Origin of the sequence: Paenirhodobacter hankyongi, from assembly GCF_003664585.1 — a bacterium.
In the GTDB taxonomy this organism is placed as follows: domain Bacteria; phylum Pseudomonadota; class Alphaproteobacteria; order Rhodobacterales; family Rhodobacteraceae; genus Rhodobacter; species Rhodobacter hankyongi.
Map to the genome: position 1 here is coordinate 39,836 of NZ_RCHI01000002.1, position 23,188 is coordinate 63,023.

General features: G+C 67.9%; 24 protein-coding genes and 1 tRNA gene. 11 read left to right on the forward strand and 14 right to left on the reverse strand.

The window, feature by feature from the left end:
* Nucleotides 1–13: 13 nt before the first annotated feature.
* From DYS74_RS02120 to DYS74_RS02145, 6 genes are all read left to right on the forward strand, one after another.
* Entirely contained in the window at nt 14–1,000 is a 987-nt protein-coding gene (locus DYS74_RS02120) for a branched-chain amino acid ABC transporter permease (RefSeq protein WP_121530514.1), read from the forward strand.
* Between the two features lie 162 nt (nt 1,001–1,162).
* The gene (locus tag DYS74_RS02125) at nt 1,163–1,342 is read left to right on the forward strand and encodes a hypothetical protein (protein ID WP_113898621.1); all 180 of its coding nucleotides are present in this window, start codon (nt 1,163–1,165) and stop codon (nt 1,340–1,342) included.
* Nucleotides 1,343–1,391: 49 nt separating this feature from the next.
* Nucleotides 1,392–2,468 carry a branched-chain amino acid ABC transporter permease gene (locus DYS74_RS02130; protein WP_121530515.1) on the forward strand — a complete coding sequence of 359 codons (1,077 nt, stop codon included), beginning with the start codon at nt 1,392–1,394 and terminating at the stop codon, nt 2,466–2,468.
* A 55-nt stretch (nt 2,469–2,523) separates the two neighbouring features.
* Nucleotides 2,524–3,810: an ABC transporter substrate-binding protein gene (locus DYS74_RS02135; protein ID WP_121530516.1), complete on the forward strand. Its 1,287-nt coding sequence runs from the start codon at nt 2,524–2,526 to the stop codon at nt 3,808–3,810.
* 50 nt (nt 3,811–3,860) lie between these two features.
* Nucleotides 3,861–4,682 (forward strand): ABC transporter ATP-binding protein, encoded by an 822-nt coding sequence (locus tag DYS74_RS02140; protein WP_121530517.1) that lies wholly within the window; start codon nt 3,861–3,863, stop codon nt 4,680–4,682.
* Between the two features lie 82 nt (nt 4,683–4,764).
* Nucleotides 4,765–5,985: a phenylacetate--CoA ligase family protein gene (locus tag DYS74_RS02145; RefSeq protein WP_121530518.1), complete on the forward strand. Its 1,221-nt coding sequence runs from the start codon at nt 4,765–4,767 to the stop codon at nt 5,983–5,985.
* A gap of 244 nt (nt 5,986–6,229) precedes the next feature.
* Here the strand turns inward: DYS74_RS02145 and ykgO are convergent, their stop codons facing one another.
* Together ykgO and DYS74_RS02155 are read right to left on the reverse strand one after the other, a co-directional pair.
* On the reverse strand, nt 6,230–6,355 hold the full coding sequence (gene ykgO, locus DYS74_RS02150; protein WP_013069105.1) for a type B 50S ribosomal protein L36: 126 nt from the start codon (nt 6,353–6,355) through the stop codon (nt 6,230–6,232).
* Between the two features lie 64 nt (nt 6,356–6,419).
* Nucleotides 6,420–6,494: transfer RNA gene (locus tag DYS74_RS02155), tRNA-Val, on the reverse strand.
* A gap of 215 nt (nt 6,495–6,709) precedes the next feature.
* Between DYS74_RS02155 and DYS74_RS02160 the strand changes: the two genes are divergently transcribed.
* Entirely contained in the window at nt 6,710–7,534 is an 825-nt protein-coding gene (locus DYS74_RS02160) for an N-formylglutamate amidohydrolase (RefSeq protein ID WP_245965168.1), read from the forward strand.
* Nucleotides 7,535–7,537: 3 nt separating this feature from the next.
* Here the strand turns inward: DYS74_RS02160 and DYS74_RS02165 are convergent, their stop codons facing one another.
* Together DYS74_RS02165 and clpB are read right to left on the reverse strand one after the other, a co-directional pair.
* A complete protein-coding gene (locus DYS74_RS02165) occupies nt 7,538–8,818 on the reverse strand; it encodes a DNA polymerase IV (protein WP_121530974.1) in 1,281 nt (426 codons plus the stop codon).
* Nucleotides 8,819–8,899: 81 nt separating this feature from the next.
* Nucleotides 8,900–11,515, reverse strand: a complete 2,616-nt coding sequence (clpB, locus tag DYS74_RS02170) for an ATP-dependent chaperone ClpB (RefSeq protein ID WP_121530520.1) — start codon at nt 11,513–11,515, stop codon at nt 8,900–8,902.
* Between the two features lie 280 nt (nt 11,516–11,795).
* Here clpB and pyrF point away from each other — a divergent pair, with 280 nt between their 5' ends.
* Entirely contained in the window at nt 11,796–12,503 is a 708-nt protein-coding gene (gene pyrF / locus DYS74_RS02175) for an orotidine-5'-phosphate decarboxylase (RefSeq protein WP_121530521.1), read from the forward strand.
* A 58-nt stretch (nt 12,504–12,561) separates the two neighbouring features.
* Here pyrF and DYS74_RS18565 read toward each other — a convergent pair whose 3' ends face one another.
* From DYS74_RS18565 to DYS74_RS02190, 5 genes are all read right to left on the reverse strand, one after another.
* A complete protein-coding gene (locus tag DYS74_RS18565; protein ID WP_183077430.1) occupies nt 12,562–12,720 on the reverse strand; it encodes a hypothetical protein in 159 nt (52 codons plus the stop codon).
* A 77-nt stretch (nt 12,721–12,797) separates the two neighbouring features.
* Complete coding sequence (locus DYS74_RS02180; RefSeq protein WP_121530522.1) at nt 12,798–13,067, reverse strand: NfeD family protein; 270 nt, start codon at nt 13,065–13,067, stop codon at nt 12,798–12,800.
* Complete coding sequence (locus DYS74_RS02185) at nt 13,067–13,948, reverse strand: SPFH domain-containing protein (RefSeq protein ID WP_121530523.1); 882 nt, start codon at nt 13,946–13,948, stop codon at nt 13,067–13,069. Before DYS74_RS02185 ends, DYS74_RS02180 begins: the two co-directional genes overlap by 1 nt.
* Before the next feature lie 44 nt (nt 13,949–13,992).
* Entirely contained in the window at nt 13,993–14,148 is a 156-nt protein-coding gene (locus tag DYS74_RS18570; protein WP_183077431.1) for a hypothetical protein, read from the reverse strand.
* The gene (locus DYS74_RS02190; RefSeq protein ID WP_121530524.1) at nt 14,148–14,384 is read right to left on the reverse strand and encodes a GlsB/YeaQ/YmgE family stress response membrane protein; all 237 of its coding nucleotides are present in this window, start codon (nt 14,382–14,384) and stop codon (nt 14,148–14,150) included. Before DYS74_RS02190 ends, DYS74_RS18570 begins: the two co-directional genes overlap by 1 nt.
* Before the next feature lie 187 nt (nt 14,385–14,571).
* On the opposite strand from DYS74_RS02190, the gene DYS74_RS02195 reads away from it, so the two are divergent.
* Both DYS74_RS02195 and DYS74_RS02200 read left to right on the forward strand, forming a co-directional pair.
* On the forward strand, nt 14,572–14,919 hold the full coding sequence (locus DYS74_RS02195; RefSeq protein WP_121530525.1) for an STAS domain-containing protein: 348 nt from the start codon (nt 14,572–14,574) through the stop codon (nt 14,917–14,919).
* Entirely contained in the window at nt 14,909–15,400 is a 492-nt protein-coding gene (locus tag DYS74_RS02200; protein WP_121530526.1) for an ATP-binding protein, read from the forward strand. The genes DYS74_RS02195 and DYS74_RS02200 overlap by 11 nt, the downstream gene beginning before the upstream one ends.
* Nucleotides 15,401–15,406: 6 nt before the next feature.
* Here DYS74_RS02200 and hspQ read toward each other — a convergent pair whose 3' ends face one another.
* Entirely contained in the window at nt 15,407–15,733 is a 327-nt protein-coding gene (gene hspQ, locus DYS74_RS02205; RefSeq protein ID WP_121530527.1) for a heat shock protein HspQ, read from the reverse strand.
* A 200-nt stretch (nt 15,734–15,933) separates the two neighbouring features.
* Between hspQ and DYS74_RS02210 the strand changes: the two genes are divergently transcribed.
* Nucleotides 15,934–16,512: a transglycosylase SLT domain-containing protein gene (locus DYS74_RS02210; RefSeq protein WP_121530528.1), complete on the forward strand. Its 579-nt coding sequence runs from the start codon at nt 15,934–15,936 to the stop codon at nt 16,510–16,512.
* Here DYS74_RS02210 and DYS74_RS02215 read toward each other — a convergent pair whose 3' ends face one another.
* The 4 genes from DYS74_RS02215 to DYS74_RS02230 form a co-directional block, all read right to left on the reverse strand.
* On the reverse strand, nt 16,513–17,112 hold the full coding sequence (locus DYS74_RS02215; protein WP_121530529.1) for a LolA family protein: 600 nt from the start codon (nt 17,110–17,112) through the stop codon (nt 16,513–16,515). It lies immediately after the preceding gene.
* 83 nt (nt 17,113–17,195) lie between these two features.
* The gene (locus DYS74_RS02220; RefSeq protein ID WP_121530530.1) at nt 17,196–20,456 is read right to left on the reverse strand and encodes a DNA translocase FtsK; all 3,261 of its coding nucleotides are present in this window, start codon (nt 20,454–20,456) and stop codon (nt 17,196–17,198) included.
* Nucleotides 20,457–20,468: 12 nt separating this feature from the next.
* Complete coding sequence (locus tag DYS74_RS02225) at nt 20,469–21,647, reverse strand: aminotransferase class I/II-fold pyridoxal phosphate-dependent enzyme (protein ID WP_121530976.1); 1,179 nt, start codon at nt 21,645–21,647, stop codon at nt 20,469–20,471.
* Between the two features lie 118 nt (nt 21,648–21,765).
* A complete protein-coding gene (locus tag DYS74_RS02230; RefSeq protein WP_121530531.1) occupies nt 21,766–23,082 on the reverse strand; it encodes an amidase in 1,317 nt (438 codons plus the stop codon).
* Between the last annotated feature and the right edge of the window lie 106 nt (nt 23,083–23,188).

The window sequence follows — 23,188 nt, forward strand, 5'->3', positions numbered from 1 at the left end:
AAGGGAGGCCGCCATGCCTGACCAGCTGCTTTACGCGATGGAAGTGACCCTGAACGGCCTGATGGCGGGGGTGATGTATGCACTTGTCGCACTCGGCTTCGTGCTGATCTACAAGGCCTCGGGCATCTTCAACTATGCGCAGGGGGTGCTTGCGCTCTTTGCCGCGCTGACACTCGTCGGCATCCAGCAGGGCCAGGTGCCCTTCGCCCATGTCATCAACGCGATCACCGGCGGGCATCTCGAAAGCTTCGGCTGGCAGCTGCCCTCGGTCCTCGCGATCGGGCTCACCGCCGGGGTGATGGTGCTGCTGGCGATCGTCATCGAGAAACTGGTGCTGAAGCATCTGGTGGGCCAGGCCGAGATCATCCTGTTCATGGCGACGATCGGGCTGGCCTATTTCCTCGAGGGCTTCGGCGACGTGATGTGGGGCGCCGACATCAAGACGCTGGACGTCGGCCTGCCGCAGGGCATCAACGAGACGCTCGAGAGCGTGACCGACGGCCTCTTCGGCTATGGCTTCTTCATCGACAACCTCGATGTCGTCGCGGCGCTGGTCGCGGTGGCGCTGGTCACCGCGCTGACCCTCTTCAGCCAGTATTCGAAACAGGGCCGCGCCCTGCGCGCGGTGGCCGACGACCACCAGGCGGCACTGTCGGTCGGGATCTCGCTGCGCTTCATCTGGGTGCTGGTGTGGTCGATCGCGGGCATCGTCGCGCTCGTCGCCGGGATCATGTGGGGCTCGAAATCGGGCGTGCAGTTCTCGCTCAGCCTGATCGCGCTGAAGGCGCTGCCGGTGCTGATGCTGGGCGGCTTCACCTCGATCCCCGGCGCGATCGTCGGCGGTCTCATCATCGGCATGGGCGAGAAGCTGTTCGAGTTCTTCCTCGGCCCGCTGATCGGCGGCGCCACCGAGAACTGGTTCGCCTATGTGCTCGCCCTCGTCTTCCTCGTGTTCCGGCCGCAGGGCCTGTTCGGCGAACGCATCATCGAGCGGGTGTGACGATGGCTGCTAGCGCAAACACGATTTTCGTTGAGTGCCGGGCGGGGATGCGACATCCTGTCGCAGATCCGATCGCGCAGGGGCAGGGAGGCCCCGGTCGGAGGGAAGGGTTGCTGACGCGGCCCATCATGGCCGCGCAAGGGATTGGGAGGTCCTTTGGTCATGAAAACCTGTGCGACTGTCTTCACCATCGGTTCGGGCGCGGCGCTGGCCTTCGGCTGGATCGCGCTCGCCGCCCCGCCGGACGAACCGACGGCACTGCATTCACTCAACATCCTACTGGCCGCGGCCGGTGCCGGGGCGGCCTTGCTGGCCTGGGCACGTCTGAAGCGCGGCTGCTGAGGGGGACGGACCACGCCTTCCCCCGCACGATCAACGGGGGGAAGGCCTGATGTTCTACCGCGAGGCAGGTGATTTCAAGACGAGCTACCGGGAGGACAACCAGACCTTCCCGATCCGCTTCGACCGCATGGGGTTCTATGTCGCGCTGGCCGTGGCCTATGTGGTGATCCCGCTCGTCATCGACGACTACTGGGCGAATGCGGTATTCGTGCCCTTCCTGATCTACGCGATCGCGGCGATCGGGCTGAACATCCTGGTGGGCTATGCCGGGCAGGTCAGCCTGGGCACCGGCGGTTTCATGGCCGTGGGCGCCTATGCGGTCTACAAGCTGATGACCGCCTTCCCGGATGTTCCGATCTTCATCCATGTGCTGCTTGCGGGCGGCATCACCGCCGCCGTGGGCGTGCTCTTCGGTCTGCCCTCGCTGCGGATCAAGGGCTTCTACCTGGCCGTGGCGACGCTTGCCGCGCAGTTCTTCCTGGTCTGGCTCTTCAACAAGGTGCCGTGGTTCTACAACTATTCGGCCTCGGGCCAGATCACCGCGCCCGACCGCAGCATGTTCGGCGTCTTCGTCACCGGCGCGCAGACCTCGGCCACGGCGAAATACATGTTCTGCCTGATCCTGCTGACGCTGGTGGCGCTGGTTGCCCGCAACCTCACCCGCGGCACCATCGGCCGCAAGTGGATGGCGATCCGCGACATGGACATCGCCGCCGAGATCATCGGGGTGAACCCGCTGACCACCAAGATCACCGCCTTCGCCGTCAGCTCGTTCTTCATCGGCATCGCCGGGGCGCTGTTCTTCTCGGTCTATCTCGGCGCGGCCGAAGTGGGCGAGGCCTTCGGCATCAACAAGTCCTTCCTGATCCTCTTCATGGTGATCATCGGCGGACTTGGCTCGATCTTCGGCTCCTTCGCCGGGGCGGCCTTCCTGGTGCTGCTGCCGGTGCTCCTGAAAAACGTGCTCGTCGGCGGTCTCGGCTGGCCCACCGACCTCGCCGCCCATATCGAGCTGATGATCGTGGGCGGGCTCATCATCGTCTTCCTGATCGCCGAGCCGCATGGCCTCGCCCAACTGTGGCGGGTGGCGAAGGAGAAACTGCGCCTGTGGCCGTTCCCGCACTGAGGAGGGCGGGAAAGTCACGGGAAATCAACCGAATACGTTCTGGGAGGAATAGCGTATGAAGAAGACCTTTGCAGCCCTGGTGGCCGCGGCCATCACCGCCACCGCCTTGCCGGCCTCGGCCGATCTGGTGGTGCCGAACCTGAGCTATCGCACCGGGCCCTTCGCGGCCGGCGGCATCCCCTACGCCGACGGGTTCAATGATTACTTCACCCTGCTCAACGAGCGCGACGGCGGCATCGGCGGCGAGAAGGTCGTCGTGCCGGAATGCGAGACCGCCTACAACACCGAGAAGGGCGTCGAGTGCTATGAAAGCACCAAGGGCATGGGGGCGCTCGCCTACAACCCGCTGTCGACCGGCATCACCTATCAGCTGATCCCGAAGATGGCGGCGGACGGCATCACCCTCTACACCCCGGGCTACGGCCGCACCTCGGCCGCGAACGGCAAGGTCTTCGAATGGGTGTTCAACTACCCGGCGAACTACTGGGACGGCGCCTCGGTCGCGGTGAAATACCTGCTCGACCAGTCGGGCGGCAGCCTCGAGGGCAAGAAGATCAGCCTGCTCTACCACAACTCGGCCTATGGCAAGGAACCGATCCGCACCCTTGAAGAACTGGCGAAGAAGCACGGCTTCAAGCTGACCACCCTGCCGATCGACAGCCCCGGCCAGGAGCAGAAGTCGCAATGGCTGCAGGTGCGCCGCGACAAGCCCGATTACGTGCTGTTCTGGGGCTGGGGCGTGATGAACCAGGTCGCGATCCAGGAGGCCGCGAACATCAAGTTCCCGATGGACCATTTCATCGGCATCTGGTGGTCGGGCTCGGAGAATGACGTCAAGCCCGCCGGCGCCGGCGCGAACGGCTACAAGGCACTGACCATGCACGGCGTCGGCACCGATTATCCGATCTATGCCGACCTGAAGAAATACGTCTACGATCCCGGCAAGGCGAGCGGCCCGGCCGAGGCCGAGGGCTCGGTGATCTATTCGCGCGGCATGTATGCCGCCGTGGTCATCGCCGAGGCGATCCGCAAGGCGCAGGAACTGGCCGGCCATGCCAACGTGAACGCCGCCGAGGTCCGCAACGGCTTCGAGGCGCTCGAGATCACCGACGCGCGGATGGCCGAGCTGGGCCTGCCGAACTTCGGCCAGCCCTTCGCCGCCACCTGCGCCGATCACGGCGGCCCGGGCGGCGCGATGATCCAGCAGTGGGACGCAGCCGCGGGCAAGTGGACCCTCGTCACCGACTTCATCGCCCCTGACAAGGACGTTCTCGACCCGCTGATCGCCGCCGATTCCGAGGCCTACGCCAAGGAAGCCGGCCTCACCGAACGCTGCAAATGACCCCCCTCCCCCGGCCCACGGGCCGGGGGACCACCCCCACGGAGGACGCCATGCTCGACGCCGCCAAGACTGAGACCCTGCTCGAGGTGAACAACATCGAGGTGATCTACAACCACGTCATCCTGGTGCTGAAGGGCGTCAGCCTGGCCGTGCCGAAGGGCGGCATCACCGCGCTTCTGGGCGGCAACGGCGCGGGCAAGACGACGACGCTCAAGGCGATCTCGAACCTGCTCAAATCCGAGCGTGGCGAGATCACCAAGGGCTCGGTGATCTACCGCGGCGAACGGCTGCAGGACATGGCGCCCGCCGATCTGGTGAAGAAGGGCGTGATCCAGGTGATGGAGGGCCGCCACTGCTTCGAGCACCTCACCGTCGAGGAAAACCTGCTCACCGGCGCCTATACCCGCACCGACGGCCGCGCCGCGATCGCCCGCGACCTCGAGATGGTCTACACCTATTTCCCGCGCCTGAAGGAGCGCCGCCGCAGCCAGGCGGGCTATACCTCGGGCGGCGAACAGCAGATGGTCGCCATGGGCCGCGCGCTGATGTCGCGCCCCGAGATGATCCTGCTCGACGAACCCTCGATGGGCCTCGCGCCGCAGCTCGTCGAACAGATCTTCGAGATCGTGAAGGCGGTGAACGAGGGCGAGGGCGTGACCTTCCTGCTCGCCGAACAGAACACCAACGTCGCGCTGCGCTATGCCCATTACGGCTATATCCTCGAAAGCGGGCGGGTGGTGATGGACGGCCCGGCGCAGGCGCTGCGCGAGAACCCGGACGTGAAGGAATTCTACCTCGGGATGTCGGACGAGGGCCGGAAATCCTTCCGCGAGGTGCGCAGCTATCGCCGCCGCAAGCGCTGGCTCGCGTGACGCAACAGATTGAAACCACAAGATTGCTGCGCAGCATTCTGCGCCGCAGCATCGACCAGGACAGACCCGGAGACAGACCCCGATGAGCCGCTACTTCGACGCGCTGGAAACCCGCTCGCAGGATGAACGCGAGGCCGCGCTGGCGCGCGACCTGCCCGCGGTGATCGCCCGCGCGCTCACCGCCCCCGGGCTTGCGGCGCATCTCGGCCCGGTCGATCCGGCCGCGATCACCTCGCGCGCGGATCTCGCCCGGCTGCCGCTGCTGCGCAAGTCCGACCTCGGCGCGGCGCAGAAGGCGGCCTTTCCCTTCGGCGGGCTGACGGCGAAGCCCGCCCATGCCTTCGCCCATATCTTCCAGAGCCCCGGCCCGATCTACGAGCCCGGCGACGTCAGCGCCGACTGGTGGCGGATGGGGCGCTTCCTGCATGCCTGCGGCGTCGGCCCCGGCGACATCGTGCAGAACTGCTTCGGCTATCACCTGACGCCCGCGGGGATGATCTTCGAATCGGGGGCGCGCGCGGTCGGTGCCGCGGTGCTGCCCGCCGGCACCGGCCAGACCGAACTGCAGGTGCGCGCCGCGGTCGATGTCGGCACCTCGGTCTATTCCGGCACGCCCGACTACCTGAAGGTGATCCTCGACAAGGCCGAGGAGATGGGCGAGCGCCTCGCCATCACCCGCGCGGCCGTGGGCGGCGGCGCGCTCTTCCCCTCGCTGCGCCAGGAATACGCCGATCGCGGCATCGCCTGCCTGCAATGCTATGCCACCGCCGATCTCGGCAACATCGCCTACGAGAGCCCGGCGATGGAGGGGATGATTCTCGACGAGGGCGTGATCGTCGAGATCGTCCGCCCCGGCACCGGCGACCCGGTGCCCGAGGGCGAGGTGGGCGAGGTCGTGGTGACCACGCTGAACCCCGACTATCCGCTGGTGCGCTTCGCCACCGGCGATCTCAGCGCGCTGATGCCCGGCGTCTCGCCCTGCGGCCGGACCAACGCGCGCATCCGCGGCTGGCTCGGCCGCGCCGACCAGACCACCAAGATCAAGGGCATGTTCGTGCGCCCCGAACAGGTCGCGGCCTTCGTCGCCGCCCATCCCGAGGTGAAACGCGCCCGCGTCATCGCCAGCCGCGACGGCGAGATGGACGTGATGACGGTGCGGATCGAGACCGATTCGACCGATGCGCGGCGCTATGCCGGCGGCGTGGTCGAGGCGCTGAAACTGCGCGGCGCGATCGAGCTGGTGGCGCCCGGCAGCCTGCCGAACGATGGCAAGGTGATCGAGGACCTGCGCACCTACGGCTGAGCCAGGCAGGGGGCGCTGCCCCCTCTTCCGCGCCTGCGCGCGGAAGTCACCCCCGGGATATTTTGGGCAATTGGAAGAGAAGGGCGTCTCCCGCTTCCAATTGCCAAAAATATCCCGGGGGAGTCGCCGGAACGGCGACGGGGGCGGCGCCCCCGCGACCTTCCCGCAAGCGACGCGCACAAAGGAAAAGGCCGCGCGGATCTCTCCGGCGCGGCCCATCCATTTCCGAGGCTCGAAGCCTGCTTCAGCCCTGACGGGCCTTGAAGCGCTTCTGCGTCTTGTTGATCACGTAGACGCGGCCCTTGCGGCGCACGATCTGACAATCGCGATGACGCTGCTTGAGCGAGCGGAGCGAGTTGCGGACCTTCATCGGTCTTCTCCTAGTCGCGGCGCGCGTGCGCCTGAAACTGATGTGCCCCCGAAGGGGCGGTGAATGGTGGGCGGTACTGGGATCGAACCAGTGACCCCTACGATGTCAACGTAGTGCTCTACCGCTGAGCTAACCGCCCGTGAAGCCTCGTGATCCCGCTTTCCATCCTGCCCGTTTCGGGGCGCTCCGGGGCGGAACCGCTTTGGTCTGGCGGTCTATAAAAGGAGTCGGCGCGGCTTTCAAGAGGGTTTTGGAAGGAAAACAATCCGGTGTAGTCTGTTTCCTGAACCGGGGAGAAAAATGGCCGTTCAGCTGCGCGAGACTGGGGTGTACCGGCTGTGGACGCCGGAGAGGATGACCACCGCCGTCATCTTCGCCTCGCCCCATTCCGGGCGCGACTATCCGCCTGAAATGCTGGCACGCTCGGTGCTTGACCTGCAACGGCTGCGCTCCTCCGAAGATGCCTTCGTCGACCGTTTCCTCGAGGGCGCCCCGCGCGAGGGGGCGGCGGCGCTGACGGCGCGGCTGCCGCGCGCCTGGGTCGACCTGAACCGGGACGAGACCGAGCTTGATCCCGCCCTGATCGAGGGGGTGGCGCGCAGCGCGGCCGGGCCGCGGGTGCTGGCCGGGCTCGGGGTGATTCCCCGCGTCGTCTCGGCGAACCGGGCGATCTATTCCGGCAAGCTGACGCGCGAAGAGGCGGACATGCGGATCGCCACCGTCTGGCGCCCCTATCATGCCACCCTTGCCGCGCTCTTGCGCGAGGTGCGGGGGCGCTTTGGCCGGGCGATCCTGATCGACCTGCATTCGATGCCCTCCGAGGCGGTCAGCGGTGCCGGCCTGCGGCAGGCGGATGTGGTTCTGGGCGATCGCTATGGCGCCGCGGCCCGGCCCGAGACGGTCGCCGCGATCGAGGCGGTGTTCGCGCGACTCGGGCTGCGGGTGGCGCGCAACACCCCCTTTGCCGGCGCCTATGTCACCCAGCATTACGGCCGCCCGGCGAGCGGGATCGAGGTTGTGCAGGTCGAGGTGAACCGCGGCCTCTACATGGACGAGGCGGCGATTCGGCCCTTGCCACAGTTCGAGGCTTTTCGCGCCCGCATGATGCGCGCCGTGGCCGGCATCGCGGCGATCGGGCGCGAAAGCGCCACGAGCCACGGCTCGCTGGCCGCCGAATAGCACTCAGCCGCGAGGGGGCTTGTCGCCGGTGCCAAGGCTGCGTCCGCTGCGGATCGCCCCGGCGCCGAATTTCGCGCGAATCGCGTCGACGGCCCGTTCCGCCTCTGCCCGGCGGCCGGCGCCCGGGTCGAGCAGGTCGCCCACCGGGTCGCGCCCGTCGGCGGGCCCAAGATCGGCATAGCCCGCGCCGATCAGCCGGAACGGCCCCTCCTCGGGCAGCGCCTCGAGCAGCGCGAGCGTCGCGCGAAACAGCGTGTCGGCAAGCTGGCTCGGCTCGTCGAGCCGCTGCTGCCGGCTGAGCGCCGAGAAATCCGCCCGCCGCAGCTTCAGCACCGCGGCGCGCCCGCTCAGCCCCTTCGCCTTCATCCGCGCCGCGGTCTTTTCGCACATCACCCAGAGCCAGGCCTCGAGCCGGGCACGATCGGCGATGTCGGTGTCGAAGGTGGTCTCGTTCGACACCGATTTCACCGGCGCATCGGGGGTGACGCGGCGCGGGTCCTCGCCCATCGCCAGCGCATGAAGCCGCGCGCCCGAGGCGCCGAATCGCGCCACCATCGCGGCGTGTCCCGCCCGGCGGATGTCGGCGAGCGTGCGCAGCCCGGCGCGCCCGAGCGCCGCGCGCGTCGCCGCCCCCACGCCCCAGAGCATCGACACCGGCTGATCGCGCAGGAACTCCGCCGTCTCGGCCCGGCCGATCACCGAGAAGCCGCGCGGCTTGTCGAGATCGGAGGCGACCTTGGCCAGGAACTTGGTGTGCGACAGCCCGACCGAGGCAGTGACGCCGATCTCGGTCTCGATCTCGCGCGCGAGCCGCGCCATCAGCAGCGCCGGCGGCGCATGGTGCAGCCGCGCCGTGCCGCCGAGATCGAGGAAGGCCTCGTCGAGCGAGAGCGGTTCGATCAGCGGGGTCAGCGCCGCCATCTTCGCGCGGATCTGCGCCGAGACCGCGGCGTAATGTTCCATCCGCGGCCGAATCACCACCGCGTCGGGGCAGAGCTTCAGCGCCTGGAACATCGGCATCGCCGAGCGCACGCCCGAAACCCGCGCGACATAGCAGCAGGTGGAGACGACGCCCCGGGTGCCGCCGCCGACGATCACCGGGCGCGAAGCGAGCGTCGGGTCGTCGCGCTTCTCGACCGAGGCATAGAAGCTGTCGCAATCGAGATGCGCGATGGTCAGATCGAAAAGCTCGGGGTGGGAGAGCACGCGCGGGCGCCCGCAGCGCGGGCAGCGTGCGGGGGCGTCGTCGAAGGTGGCAAGGCAGTCGCGGCACAGGGCGGGCATGATCGCCATCCTAGCGCGCCCGGGCGGGCATGAAAAAGGGGGCGGGTTGCCCCGCCCCCTGCTGTCTTCTGGTCACAGACCTTACTGCAGCGGCGCATCGGCCGGGCGCGTGCGCGCCGAAGCCGAGATCCGGCCCCCGACCACCAGCCCGTCGGGGCCCGCGGTCACCTGCACCGTGCTGCCGTCCTTCACCTCGCCGCCCAGCAGCAGCTCGGCCAGCGGGTCCTGCAGGCTGCGCTGGATCACCCGCTTCAGCGGGCGCGCACCATAGACCGGGTCATAGCCCTCGTCGGCCAGCCACTTGCGCGCCTCGGCGTCGAGATCGAGCGTGATCTTGCGCGCGGCGAGCCGCTTCTCGAGCCGCTTGAGCTGGATCGAGACAATGCCGTCCATGTTCGCCCGGGTGAGCCGGTCGAAGATGACGATCTCGTCCAGACGGTTCAGGAACTCGGGGCGGAAATGCGCCCGCACCGCGCCCATCACCTCGTCCCGCGCCTCGGACGAATCGCTGCCCTCGGGCAGCATGCTCAGCGCCTGGCTGCCGAGGTTCGAGGTCAGCACGATCAGCGTCTGCTTGAAGTCGACCGTGCGGCCCTGACCATCGGTCAGCTGGCCATCGTCAAGCACCTGCAAGAGCACGTTGAACACGTCCGGATGCGCCTTCTCGACCTCGTCGAACAGCACGACCTGATAGGGCCGGCGCCGCACCGCCTCGGTCAGAACGCCGCCCTCGTCATAGCCGACATAGCCGGGCGGGGCGCCGATCAGCCGCGCCACGGAGTGTTTCTCCATGAACTCGGACATGTCGATGCGCACCATCGCGGTGTCGTCGTCGAAGAGGTATTCGGCAACGGCCTTCGTCAGCTCGGTCTTGCCGACGCCGGTCGGGCCGAGGAAGAGGAACGAGCCCAGCGGCCGGTTCTCGTCGTTCAGCCCGGCACGCGCACGGCGCACCGCATTGGCGACGGCGGTGATCGCCGCATCCTGACCGATGACCCGGCCGTGCAGCTCTTCCTCCATCTTCAACAGCTTCTCGCGCTCGCCTTCCAGCATCTTCGTGGTCGGAATGCCGGTCCAGCGCTCGACCACCTCGGCGATCTGCTCGGGACGGACGGCCTCGGAAACCATCTGGCCGTCTTCCTTCTCCTCGGCCTCGCCCAGCTTGCGCTCGAGTTCCGGGATCTTGCCATATTGCAGCTCGCCCGCCTTGCCGAAGTTGCCTTCGCGCTTGGCCTGGTCAAGTTCGGCACGCGCCCGGTCGAGCTGTTCCTTCAGATCGCGCGAGGCCTCGAGCTTGTCGCGCTCGGCCTGCCATTTCGCGGTCATCGAGGCGGCCCGGTCCATGAGCTCGGCGAGCTCCTTCTCGAGCGTGACGAGACGGTCCTTCGAGGCCGCGTCATCCTCCTTCTTCAGCGCCTCGGCCTCGATCTGCATCTGCAGGATCTGCCGGTCGAGCGCATCGAGCTCCTCGGGCTTGCTGTCGACTTCCATGCGCAGACGCGACGCCGCCTCGTCGACAAGGTCGATCGCCTTGTCGGGCAGGAAGCGGTCGGTGATGTAGCGATGCGAGAGCGTCGCCGCCGCCACCAGCGCCGAGTCGGAGATCTTCACGCCGTGGTGGAGTTCGTATTTCTCCTTGATCCCGCGCAGGATCGAGATCGTGTCCTCGACCGTCGGTTCCTCGACCATCACCGGCTGGAACCGGCGGGCAAGGGCCGCGTCCTTCTCGACATACTTGCGGTATTCATCAAGCGTGGTCGCGCCGACGCAGTGGAGTTCCCCGCGCGCAAGCGCCGGCTTGATCAGGTTCGCCGCATCCATCGCGCCTTCGGACTTGCCCGCGCCCACAAGGGTGTGGATCTCGTCGATGAACAGGATGACCTCGCCCGCCGCGGCCTCGATCTCCTTCAGGATGCTCTTCAGCCGTTCCTCGAACTCGCCGCGGTATTTCGCCCCGGCGATCAGCGCGCCCATGTCGAGCGCAAGCAGCTTCTTGTTGCGCAGGCTCTCCGGCACGTCGCCGTTGACGATGCGCAGCGCGAGGCCTTCCGCGATCGCGGTCTTGCCCACGCCCGGCTCGCCGATCAGGATCGGGTTGTTCTTGGTGCGGCGCGACAGCACCTGCATGGCGCGGCGGATCTCCTCGTCGCGGCCGATGATCGGATCGATCTTGCCCTCTTCGGCGGCCTCGGTCAGGTCGCGGGCGTATTTCTTCAGCGCGTCATAGCCTTCCTCGGCCGAGGCCGAATCGGCGGTGCGGCCCTTGCGCAGGTCATTGATCGCGGAATTCAGCTTTTGCGCGGTCACCGCGCCCTGATCGAGACAGTCCTTGGCGCGGGTGTTGACCACCGCGAGCGCCATCAGGATGCGTTCGACCGGAACGAAGCTGTCACCCGCCTTCTGCGCGATCTTCTCGGCCTCGTCGAGCACGCGCACCAGCGACTGTTCGACATAGACCTGCCCGTCACCGCCCGACACTTTCGGCAGTTTCGACACGGCCAGATCGACCGCTTCCTGCACGCGCTGCGGCTCGCCGCCGGAACGCCGGATCAGGTTCGACGACAGCCCCTGATCGTCATCCATCAATGCCTTCAGCAGATGCTCGGGCACCACCCGCTGATGCCCCTCGCGCATCGCGATGGTCTGGGCGGCCTGGATGAAGCCGCGCGACCGCTCGGTGAACTTTTCCATGTTCATCGGGTATCTCCTTTTCTGAAGCCCCCGGAAAATCGAACGCCCATGACGGCACGCTCTGGTCCGGGTCTTGAGAGGGAGGTGGAGGCGGATCGGGGGCGCTTCAAGGGGGGTGCGACAGGCTGTGCCGAAAAAATCCGCATCCCGCAAAGCGCGGGAACGAAAGGCAAACCGGGCGGGGCCGGCGCGGCCGGCGCCCCGCTTTTCCTTGACCGATGCGGGCTTCGGGCGCAAAAGGCCGGCGTTTGCCTGCCATTCCCCAGCCATGCCCCGGAGCCATGCCATGACCGATCTGCTGCCCGCCGACGACCGCCTGATCGTCGCCCTCGACCTGCCCACCGCGCTCGACGGGCTTTCGCTTGCGAAGACGCTCGGCGACAGCGTCTCGTTCTACAAGATCGGCCTTGGCATGCTGACCGGCGGCGGGCTCGCGCTGGCGAACGAGCTGAAGCAGGAACAGGGCAAGAAGATCTTCCTCGACATGAAGCTCTTCGACATCGGCGCCACCGTCGAGGCCGCGGTGCGCGGCATCGCGCGCTATGACCTCGACTTCCTCACCGTGCACGGCGACCCCTATGTGGTGAAGGCGGCGAAACAGGGCGCGGCGGGCTCGGCCACGAAGATCCTCGCGGTGACGATCCTGACCTCGCTCGACCGCGCCGACCTCGACGGGGCGCTGATCAAGGCGGGCGAGATCGAGGCGCTGGTCACCGAACGCGCCGCGCGCGCCTTCGAGGCCGGGGCGGATGGCGTCATCGCCTCGCCGCGCGAGGCGGCGGCGATCCGCGCGCTGCCGGGGGCGGCCGGCAAGCTGATCGTCACCCCGGGCGTGCGGCCGGCAGGCGCGGCACTTGGCGATCAGAAGCGGGTCGAGACGCCCGCCTCGGCGCTGGCGGCGGGCGCCGATCACCTCGTCGTCGGCCGTCCGATCTGGCAGGCCAAGGACCCGCGCGCCGCGGCGCAGGCGATCCTGGCCGAGATCCGCGGCTGAGGCATGAAAAAACGGCGGCCGATGGCCGCCGTTTCCGTTCCGGGCCGGGTCGGCCGGATCACGGCTGATGCGTGACCGCGAGCGAGGTCGTGGTGCTGGCATCGCCGTTCATCGGATGCGTCACCAGAATCCAGACCACGACGCCCACCAGGGCAATCGTCACCATCTTGAGGAAATACTTGAGGCCTTTCGCCTCTTCGGGAAAATCGTCGTACATCGCGCCACTCCATCTCGGGATGAGAGTCCACTAGGGCCCCGGGGCCCGAAAATCCAGCCCCGGTTGGCGCGCGGCGGTCATTTCTCGTTGATGTCGTGGTGCCAGGTCCTCACCTGACCGCGGCGCACGCCCATCACCCGGCGCAGCAGCCCCCAGGCGATCGCCGCCACCACCGCCATCACCAGAAGCATCGGCGGCAGCGTGACCAGAAGGCCGATCCAGATCAGCACGCCGACGCAGACCGCCCCGATCGCGAAGCCGAGCAGGATGAACCCCGGCAGCAGCATCTCGAGCAGCGCCAGCACCACACCGCCGGCGATCCAGACCCAGGCAAGTTCCCACAGCATCACGACCGCCCCTTCAAGAGCCCGAAAGCATTCGCGAAGGCATCGAGCGCCGCAGCCGGCAGCAGCACGACCTGCTTGCCCTCGCCCTTGCCGACGATGCTCAGCGCCTCGACCTGTTTCAGTGCCACCTGGAACTGCGCCGCCTCGAGCCCGTTCTTCGCGATCGCCTCGGCGATCACCGAGGTCGCGAAGGCCTCGGCCTCGGCGGTGAGGCGGCGCGCCTTCGCCTGCTGCTCGGCGGCGTAAAGCTCGGCATCGGCCGCCAGTTCCACCGCACGCTTGCGCCCCTCGGCCTCGGTCACCTGGGCGCGCCGCGCCCGCTCGGCATTCAGCTGCTGCAGCATCGCCGCCCGCGTCGCCTCGTCGAGGTTCACATCGAGAATCTCGGCCCGGGTGACCTCGATCCCCCAGTCGTCGACGACATTCGCCAGATTCTCCTGAATCGTGTGGATCAGCCCGGCGCGATTCGACTGCACGGTGTCGAGTTCCATCTTGCCGATCTCGGCGCGCACGATGCCCGCGACGGTGGTCGAGATCGCGGCGTCGATGTCGCGGATGCGGTAGACGGTCTTTTCCGGCTCGGTCACCCGGTAGAAGACCGAGGTCTCGACCTGCACCAGCACGTTGTCGGCAGTGATCGCATCCTGCCGGGTGGTGGGCAGCTGACGCTCCAGCACCGAGACCTTGTGCGCCACGCGGTCAAGGAAGGGCACGATGAAGTTGATGCCCGGCCCCAGAACCGCGCGCAGCCGGCCGAAGCGCTCGACCACGTATTTCTCGGACTGCGGCACGATCCGCACGCCCTGATAGACCGCGACGATGACGAAGGCGGCGAGGGCCAGGAACACGGCGTTGCCGCCGAGGAAATCTTGCAAGGTCATGGGGCCTCCCGGGGGTCAGGCGCTGCGGCGCGGCGCGGTGGGTCTCATTTCTGCGGCAGAAGCTTCACGCCGACCAGCGCCGCGACGGCCAGCACCGCCCAGCCACCGGGCCGGCGCAACAGCCAGATCGCGACAGCGAGCGACCACAGCGTCAACCGCGTCGTCGCCATGCCGGCCAGTCCGAAAAGCGGCCCCCACATCAGCGCCGCCCGTACTGGCGCCACAGCCAGATCAGCACGAAAGCGCCCAGAAGCGCCCCGACAAAGCCGCCAAGCGCGCCGGTCAGTGCCATCAGGAAGCGCAGCACCAGCCCGCCGATCAGCGCGCCGATCACGCCGATGGCGACGGTGGTCGGAATGTCGGTTTCCATCTTCATCGCCCGCGTGGCGATGAAGCCCGCCGCGGCACCGATGATGATGAGGGCGATGACCTGCATGGGGTTCTCCGGTTTCAGCCTCAATATGGGCCCCGGGGGCGGCCCGCAAAAGGGGGAAAACGGCACGCCGCGCGGCGCTGATGCGCGAATGCGTCACCCCCTGCCGCGTCCTCTCCGGGCCGAAGATACGCTTTGGTAAGCATTTCCGGCTAGTCTGCAGCCGTGATCGGTAGTCGGAGATGCAGTGATGAACCTTTATGCGGAAGCCCTCGGCGGGGCGCTGGTGGTGCACCTGCAGGAAGAACGCCTCGATGCGGCGATCGCCATCCGCTTCAAGGACCGGATGCGGGAAGTGGCGCTGCAGCCCTCCTCACGCGTCGTGCTCGACCTGTCCGACGTGACCTTCCTCGACAGTTCCGGCCTTGGCGCGATCGTCGCGGTGATGAAATCGCTCGCCCCCGCCCGGCAGCTCGAACTGGCCGGACTGACACCCACGGTCGAGAAGGTGTTCCGACTGACCCGGATGGACACGGTGTTCCGGATTCATCCGGACGTTGCCGCCGCCACATCCGAGAGGTTGCGCGATGCAGGTTGAGAGGAGCTCTCACCCTGCTCCCCGGCCGGACCCCTCAGCGCCGGACCGGGAGGGGTTCCGGCACAGTTTCTGCGCCGATCCGCTGTCCGTTCGGGCCGCGCTGCGCACCACCCTTGCCCGCTTCATCCGCCAGATGACCGAGGAGGAGGCCGGCACGCTCGAGATCGTTCTGGCCGAGGTGTTCAACAACATCGTCAAGCACGGCTACGGCGACAGCGGCAAGGGCACGATCACCATCGCCCTCTCGCGCGATCCGCGCGGGCTGAGCTGCCTGGTCAGCGACGAGGGGATCGCGCTGCCCGACCGCTGCCTGTCCGGCATCGGCGACCATCCGCGCCCGGTGCCGGACACCCTGCCCGAAGGCGGATTCGGCTGGTTCCTGATTCGGGATCTGGTCGAGGATTTGCAGTATTCTCGCCACGACGGCCGCAACGAGCTGGTCTTTCACCTGCCGCTCGCGCCGCTTGCCCTGGCACCGTGAGGCGGCTCAGTTCAGCTGGAACTGCAGCGGATAGCGCCCGTCGGTGAACGCCCCGAACAGATCGTCGAGATCGGGATGCTCGACCGGCTCGCCCGTGGTGTCGGCCACCAGGTTCTGCTCGGAAACATAGGCGACGTAATAATTTTCGTCATTCTCCGCCAGCAGGTGATAGAAGGGCTGATCCTTCTTCGGCCGGCTGCTTTCGGGGATCGCCAGATACCATTCCTCGGTATTCGAGAAGATCGCGTCGACGTCAAAGACCACGCCCCGGAACGACTTGTTCCGGTGCCGGACGATCTGGCCAATGGCGTATTTCGCGCTTGTGGTCTGCATGTCGGCCCCCAATGAAAAGGTAAGTAATCCCTTACCTGCCCCGCTGTCCACCGCACAGCGCCGAGATCGGGGGAAACAGATTGTGGTCCGCTGCCCAACAGTTGCCGCAATCGGGCAGCAGGATCATGGCTTTGTCATTTCCCCCGAAGGGGATTTCCTGTAAAAATGTCCAAAAACAAGACCGATCTGGCAGAGCAGTGATGAACAAGTACCTCAAGCTGGCCGTCTTGCTGATGGTCGCCTCCTGTGGGGGTGGCAGCTCGCAGGCGCCGCGCAACCTCGACAACGCCTGTCTTCTGGCGCGCGAAAAGCCACAGTATTACTCGGCGATGAAGCGTACCGAGGCCCGCTGGGGTGTTCCGGTGCATGTCCAGATGGCGACGATTCATCAGGAATCGAAATTCGTCGGCACAGCCAAGACGCCCTATCGCTTTGCCCTTGGGGTGATTCCGCTCGGCCGCACCAGCTCGGCCTATGGCTACAGCCAGGCGCTCGATTCCACCTGGGACGATTACCGCGAGGCCACGCGCCGCTTCAGCGCCAAGCGCAACCGGATCCAGGACGCGACCGATTTCATGGGCTGGTACATGGACGGCACGGCAAAGAAGCTGGGCGTGTCGAAATACGACGCGCGCAACCAGTATCTGGCCTATCACGAGGGCCGGTCTGGCTTTGCCAACGGCAGCCACAACGCGAAGGGCTGGCTGCTCTCGGTTGCCGACAAGGTGCAGGCCCGCGCCAACATGTATCAGTCGCAGCTGCGCGCCTGCGGCAAGTGATCACTTCTTGCGGGCGTCGAGCTCGGCCGACAGGCTGAACAGCCGTGCGCCGAGGTCGACGCCGGACTTCAGATCGCTCAGCACCACGGCGGTCTTCGCGCCGCTGTCATCGGTGATGATCCACTGCTTCAGCGCCACGGGCGCATTGCTGAACACCAGCCGGATGGTGCCGTATTCCGGGTGCTCGGGGTCCTGCGCGACGATCGTGGTGGTGGTCGCGTCGCTTTCCTGCCCGACCACCATCTTCGCCCGGCCAAGGTCCACCGTCGGCGCCAGAATCAGGTTCAGCGGCGTGCGGGCGAGCGGATATTGCTCGGCCGGCTGGTTCGACTTCGGATCGAAGATCGCCACCTGCCCACCCGAGGCCATCACCAGCGTCTTGTCGGTGGTGTATTCGAACCGCACCCGCCCCGGCCGCTTGATGTAGAGCACCCCTTTCGAGGTCGAGCCATCCGCGTTCACCTGCAGGAAATCCGCCTGCGCCGTCTGCAACCCGTTCAGATAGGTCGAGATCTGGTCGAGCGACAGCGCCCCGGCCATGGCCGGAACCGCAAGAACCAGGGCGAAGACGGGCGCGAGAGCGAAGCGAAGCAGGGTCATGGCGGAAATCTAATCCAAGTGCGGCAAAGAAAAAGCCCCGCCCGATCACTTCGGGCGGGGCGTCGCATCACGTTCGTGCCAGATCACTGCTCGGGCACGAGGATCTCGCGCTTGCCGACGTGGTTCGCCGGGCTGACAACGCCCTGCTCTTCCATCTGCTCGACCAGCCGCGCGGCCTTGTTGTAGCCGATGCCCAGCTTGCGCTGGATATAGGAGGTCGAGCACTTGCGGTCCTTGATGACGATCGCCACCGCGGTGTCGTAGAGCGCGTTCTCGGCGTCGTCGCCCGAGCCGAGGCCCAAGACCGCGTCGATATCGCTCGCCACTTCCTCGTCCGGCCCCTCGAGCACGCCCGACATGTATTGCGGCGGGCCGAAGCTCTTCAGGTGGTTGACGATCTCCTCGACCTCTTCGTCACTGACGAAGGGCCCGTGGATGCGGGTGATGCGCGAGCCCGCGCCCATGTAGAGCATGTCGCCCATGCCCAGCAGCTGTTCCGCCCCCTGCTCGCCCAGGATCGTGCGGCTGTCGATCTTCGAGGTCACCTGGAACGAGATCCGGGTCGGGAAGTTCGCCTTGATCGTGCCGGTGATGACATCGACCGACGGGCGCTGCGTCGCCATGATCAGGTGGATGCCCGAGGCACGCGCCATCTGCGCCAGACGCTGGATGCAGGCCTCGATCTCCTTGCCCGCCACCATCATCAGGTCGGCCATCTCGTCGACGATGACGACGATATAGGGGAAGGGCTGCGGCTGGAATTCCTCGGTCTCGAAGACGGGCTCGCCGGTCTCCTCGTCAAAGCCGGTCTGGACGGTGCGCTTGAACAGCTCGCCCTTGTCCATCGCCTCGCGGACGCGGCCGTTGTAGCCCTCGATGTTGCGCACGCCCATCTTCGACATCCGGCGATAGCGCTCTTCCATCTCGCCGACGACCCATTTCAGCGCGACGACCGCCTTCTTCGGGTCGGTGACGACGGGCGACAGCAGATGCGGGATGCCATCGTAGACGCTGAGTTCCAGCATCTTCGGGTCGATCATGATCAGCCGGCATTCCTCGGGCGACAGCTTGTAGAGGAGCGACAGGATCATCGTGTTGATCGCCACCGACTTGCCCGAGCCGGTGGTGCCGGCGATCAGCAGGTGGGGCATCTTCGCGAGGTTGGCGATCACCGGCTCGCCACCGATGTCCTTGCCAAGCGCCAGCGGCAGCCGCAGGTTGCTGTCACCGAAATCGCGCGCGGCGAGGATCTCGCGCAGCACGACCTTCTCGCGGTGCACGTTCGGCAATTCGATGCCGATCACCGAACGGCCCGGCACGGTCGAGACACGCGCCGACAGCGCCGACATCGAACGCGCGATGTCGTCGGCCAGACCGATGACGCGCGAGGCCTTCAGACCCGGCGCCGGTTCGAGTTCATACATCGTGACCACGGGGCCCGGACGGACCGAGACGATCTCGCCCTTCACGCCGTAATCGTCGAGCACGTTTTCCAGCATCCGCGCGTTTTCTTCCAGCGCGTCGTCCGACAGGCTGTGGCGCTGGATCGTGGTCGGATTGGTCAGCAGGTTCAGCGGCGGCGGCTCGTAGGCCGGATGCGCCGGCGGCTCGAAGCGCAGCTTCGGCTGGGCCTCGGCGATCGCCTGCTTCGAGGGCGCCTGCGCCTTGCGCGGCGGCGCCACCACGCGGCGCTCTGGCGCGGGCGGGATCACCTGACGGTTCAGCATGATCCGCGGCGCCGAGGCCGGAACCTGCGGGATCTCCTCGTCGAGATCGGCAAAGGCGTTGCGGTCGAAATCGGTCTCGGACCAGTCGTCGGCCGGCAGCGGCTCGGGGGCCGACAGCGGCGCGTCCCAGCCGCCCATGGCCGGGTCGACCGCCTCGCGCGGCACGGCGCGCTCGACATAGGCCGGGGCCTGCAGCGGCCCCTCGTCGACGGCGGTCTCCCACACCGGCGGCAGCTCGGGCGCAACGGCCTGCGGCGCGACCGGCGCGGCGGCGCGCAGCACCGGCTCGTTCAGATGCGGCACCGGCGCGGAGACCTGGCCGGGCAGATAGCGGGGGCGGGCCTGCAGCGGCGGTTCCGAGCGCCGGACAGGCGCCGCGGGGGCCGGGGCGGCCGGGCGGGCACCGCGGGCCAGCCGCGCGGCAACCGCCGCCAGAACCGAGGCGGGCGTTGCGGGCGCGGGCGCCGGCTGCGGCGCGTGATAGGCCGGCGCGGGCTCGGCGTAGCGCGGTGTCGCGCGCAGCTCGGGCGTCGGCGCCTGCATCGGCGCGGGCTCGATCGCGTCCCATTCCTCGGGCTCGGCATGGATCATGGGCGCCACGGCGCGGGTCTTGACCGCCTGCGCGATGCGGGCGCGGATGCGGTCCTCGGAGGGGGCTTCCGCCGCCGGCACCTGCCAGCCGCGCTCGACCAGTTCGGATTCGGGCTCGAACAGCATGTCGTCGGGTGCATACTCGGGCTCGGGCGCACGACGGATACGCGACAGCAGCGAGGATCTCTGCGCCTGCGCGCTCATCGCGGGCTGGGCGCCCATGGGCTCATAACCGCCCTGGCTCTGGCCCCAGGCGGCCTGCTGCGCCTCCCAGGCGGCCAGATCGGCGGCACGTTCGGCCGCTTCGGCCCGGCGCTGGCGCGCCCGTTCGGCGGCCTGCTGCGCCGCGCCCTGCGCCATCCGCACCGAGGCGGCGGCGCCACGGCCAAAGGCGGTCAGCGCCGCGTCATAGGCAGCCACCGAGCCGAGCAGCAGGAAGCGGGTGATGGTCTGGATCTCGCGCCGGTCGAAGCCGAGCACGAAGGCGCTCATCGCGATCGTCGCGAGTGCCAGCACCAGCGACATCAGCTTGAGCCCGATCGAGCCCGAGACCGGCGACATGCCCAGCAGCGAGCCGGCGATCATGTCGCCGAAATGGCCGCCCAGACCGAAGGCCTGGCCCCAGTCGGCGCTCGGCACCAGCAGCGCGGCATAGACCGAGGCCAGCGCCACGCCGATCGGCAGGAAGACCGCGCGGGTGCTCAGCCGTTCCTCGCCACGGTGCAGGATGTGGCGCACGCCCCAGGCGATCAGCCCGAGCGGCAGCAGCCAGGCACCGCGCCCGACGATGACGTAAAGCGGCGAAGCGATCCCCGCCCCGATCCGGCCGAGCCAGTTCTGCACCGGCGCATCCGACACCGCCATCCAGCTCGGATCGTCGGGCGAATAGCTTGCCAGCAGCATCCCCACCAGAACGCCCGCAAAGACCAGAACCCCGCCCAGCAATTCCTTGCCGCGCCGTTCAAGCGCTGCCTGGGTGTTCTGGTCCAGAAGCGGGTCGCGTTGCCGTGCCTGATAGGATGCCATGCTCTACCGTCCTCACGTATACAGGCAGTCGCGGAGCCGGATCAGCCCGCGCTGCGTTTCTTCTCTTGGGGCGACCAGGGCCACCCGGATATATCCCTTGCCGGGGTTTTCCCCGTTCACCTCACGCGCGAGATAGGCGCCGGGCAGCACCCGCACCCCGGTCTCACGCCACAGCTTCAGCGCCGCTTCCTCGCCGTCGGGCACCGGCAGCCAGAGGAAGAAGCCGCCGTCGGGCAGGCGGAAGCTGTTGACGCCGGCGAAGATCTCGGCGGCATCGGCGTATTTCTCGGCATAGAGCGCGCGGTTTTCCACCACATGCGCCTCGTCCGCCCAGACCCGTTCGGACACCCGCTGGATCGGCAGCGGCAGCGGCGCCCCGGCATAGGCGCGCAACCGGCGGATATGGCGGATGTTCTCGACGCCGCTCGCGACGAAGCCCGAGCGCAGGCCCGGCAGGTTCGAGCGTTTCGACAGCGAATGGAACACCGCCACCCGCTCGGGGTCGATGCCCTCGGCCGCGGCGACCTCGAGCGCGCCGGGCGGCGGCGCCTCGCGCCACAGCTCGGAATAGCATTCATCGGCGAAGACGCGGAAATCGTGCTTCTCGGCCAGGTGCAGCAGCTGCGCGAGATAGTCGCGCGGGGCCACCGCCCCCTGCGGGTTCGCGGGCGAGCACAGATAGGCGATCGTGGCACGGTCCAGCACCTCGGCCGGCAGGCTCGCGTAATCGGGCAGAAAGCCGGTTTCCTCGGTCGCCGGCACGAAGACCGGCTCGGCGCCGACCTCGACCGCGGCCACGGCATAGACCTGATAGAACGGGTTCGGGATCAGCACGACGGGTTTCTTGCTGCGCTTCGTCTCGGGGCTCAGCGCGACGGCGGCGTTGAACAGCCCCTCGCGCGTGCCGTTGAGCGCCATGATCCGGTTTTCCGCGACCTCGACGTGAAAGCGCCGCTTCAGCCAGGCGGAGATCGCCGCCAGCAGTTCGGGCGTGCCGTCGTTCGCCGGGTATTTGCCAAATTCCGCAAGGCTTTGCGCCAGAACCTCGCCGACGAAGGCGGGCATCGGATGGCGCGGTTCCCCGATGGTGAACGCCACCGCTTCGCCGCCCGGAGCGTGCGAATCGAGAAGCGCCCGCAAACGCGGGAATGCGTATTCGGGCAGGTTCGCAAACCGCTCGGGATAATCCATCTGTGCCTCGTTCATCGGGGTCGTGTCGCCCCGTATGTCGGCAGGTTACCGAAGCCGGGCGCCCGCGTCCAGAAAAAGCACGCCCGCGCCATGGCTTGCCGGGCGTGCCTGTGGCTTTTCAGTGCAGCGCCGCCTCGGCCGCGATCCCCAGTCGCAACAGGCGTTCCTCGGCCATCGGCGCGGCCATGAGCGAAATTCCGCACATCGGTTCGCCGGTCGGCAAGGTCAGGGCGCACAGCCCGAAGATGTTGCCGATCCGGGTGTTGCGCAGGGCGAGCAGATTCTCGGCGGCGAAATAGGCGGGATCGGTCTGCAGCCGGGCGGCGTCGGGCGGCAGGATCGGCGCCGTCGGCACCAGAACCGCGTCATAACCCGCCGTCGCCGCCAGCCAGCGCGCGCGATAGTCGTCCAGTGCCGCCCAGCCCGCGACGTAATCGGCGGCGGACGCCCCTGCCCCGCCGCGGAAACGCTCGAGGATCGGCGGATACATCTTCTCGGGCGCCGCCTCGATCTCGGCCTGCCACAGCCCATAGGCCTCGGGCGCAAACAGAAGCCCCGACAGCGCCATCGCCGGCGCCACCATCGGCAGCGCGCGCCGCTCGATCAGCGCGCCTGCACGGCCCAGCCGCTCGACCGCCGCCTCGAAGCCGCGCAGCGGCTCGGTCCGCGCACCCTCGAGCGGCAGGCCCTCGAGCACCAGAAGCCGCGCGCCCGCAAGTGTCGCGCCGCGCAGATCGGGCGCCGGCTGGCCCTCAAGCGCCGCCAGCACCAACGCACAATCCTCAACGCTGCGCGCAAGCGGCCCGACCGTGTCGAAACGCCGGCACAGCGGCACAACGCCCCGCGTCGACACCCGGCCATGCGTGGTCTTCAGCCCGACGATGTCGTTCCAGGCGGCCGGGATCCGCACCGAGCCGCCGGTGTCCGAGCCCACCGCCGCCGCGGCCAGCCCCAGCTTCACCGAGACCGCCGCGCCCGAGCTCGACCCGCCCGGGGCGAGATGCGGGGTCACGGCATTCGGCGGCGTCGCGGTCATCGGGTTGATGCCAAGCCCGGAGAACGCCAGTTCCGTCATATGAGTCTTGCCAAGGCAGACCGTGCCCGCCAGCGTCGCCTGCGCCAGCACCTCGGCGTCCGCCTCGGGCACCCGGCCCTCGAGCAGGCGCGAGCCCGCCTCGGTCTCGGTGCCGGCGCTGTCGAACAGGTCCTTCCAGCTCAGCGCCACACCGTCGAGCGGCCCGCGCCCGAGGCCAAGCCGCAGCCGCGCCCGCGCCGCCATCGCCTCGCCCCGCGCCCGTTCCGGGGTGAGGCGGGCATAGACGTCGGGCACCGCCGCCGCGGCCTCGAGATAGGCCTCGGCCATCTCCACCGGATCGAGCCGGCCCTTGGCCATCGCCCGCCCCTGCTCCGCCGCCGACCAGAACCGTTCGTCCATCGCGCCCTCCGCTCGTTTGCGCCACGCTAGCCATTGCCCGCCCGCCGGACAATCCCACCCGGACAATCCCGCGCATGGACAATCGCGCGCGCCGCGCCATACTCCG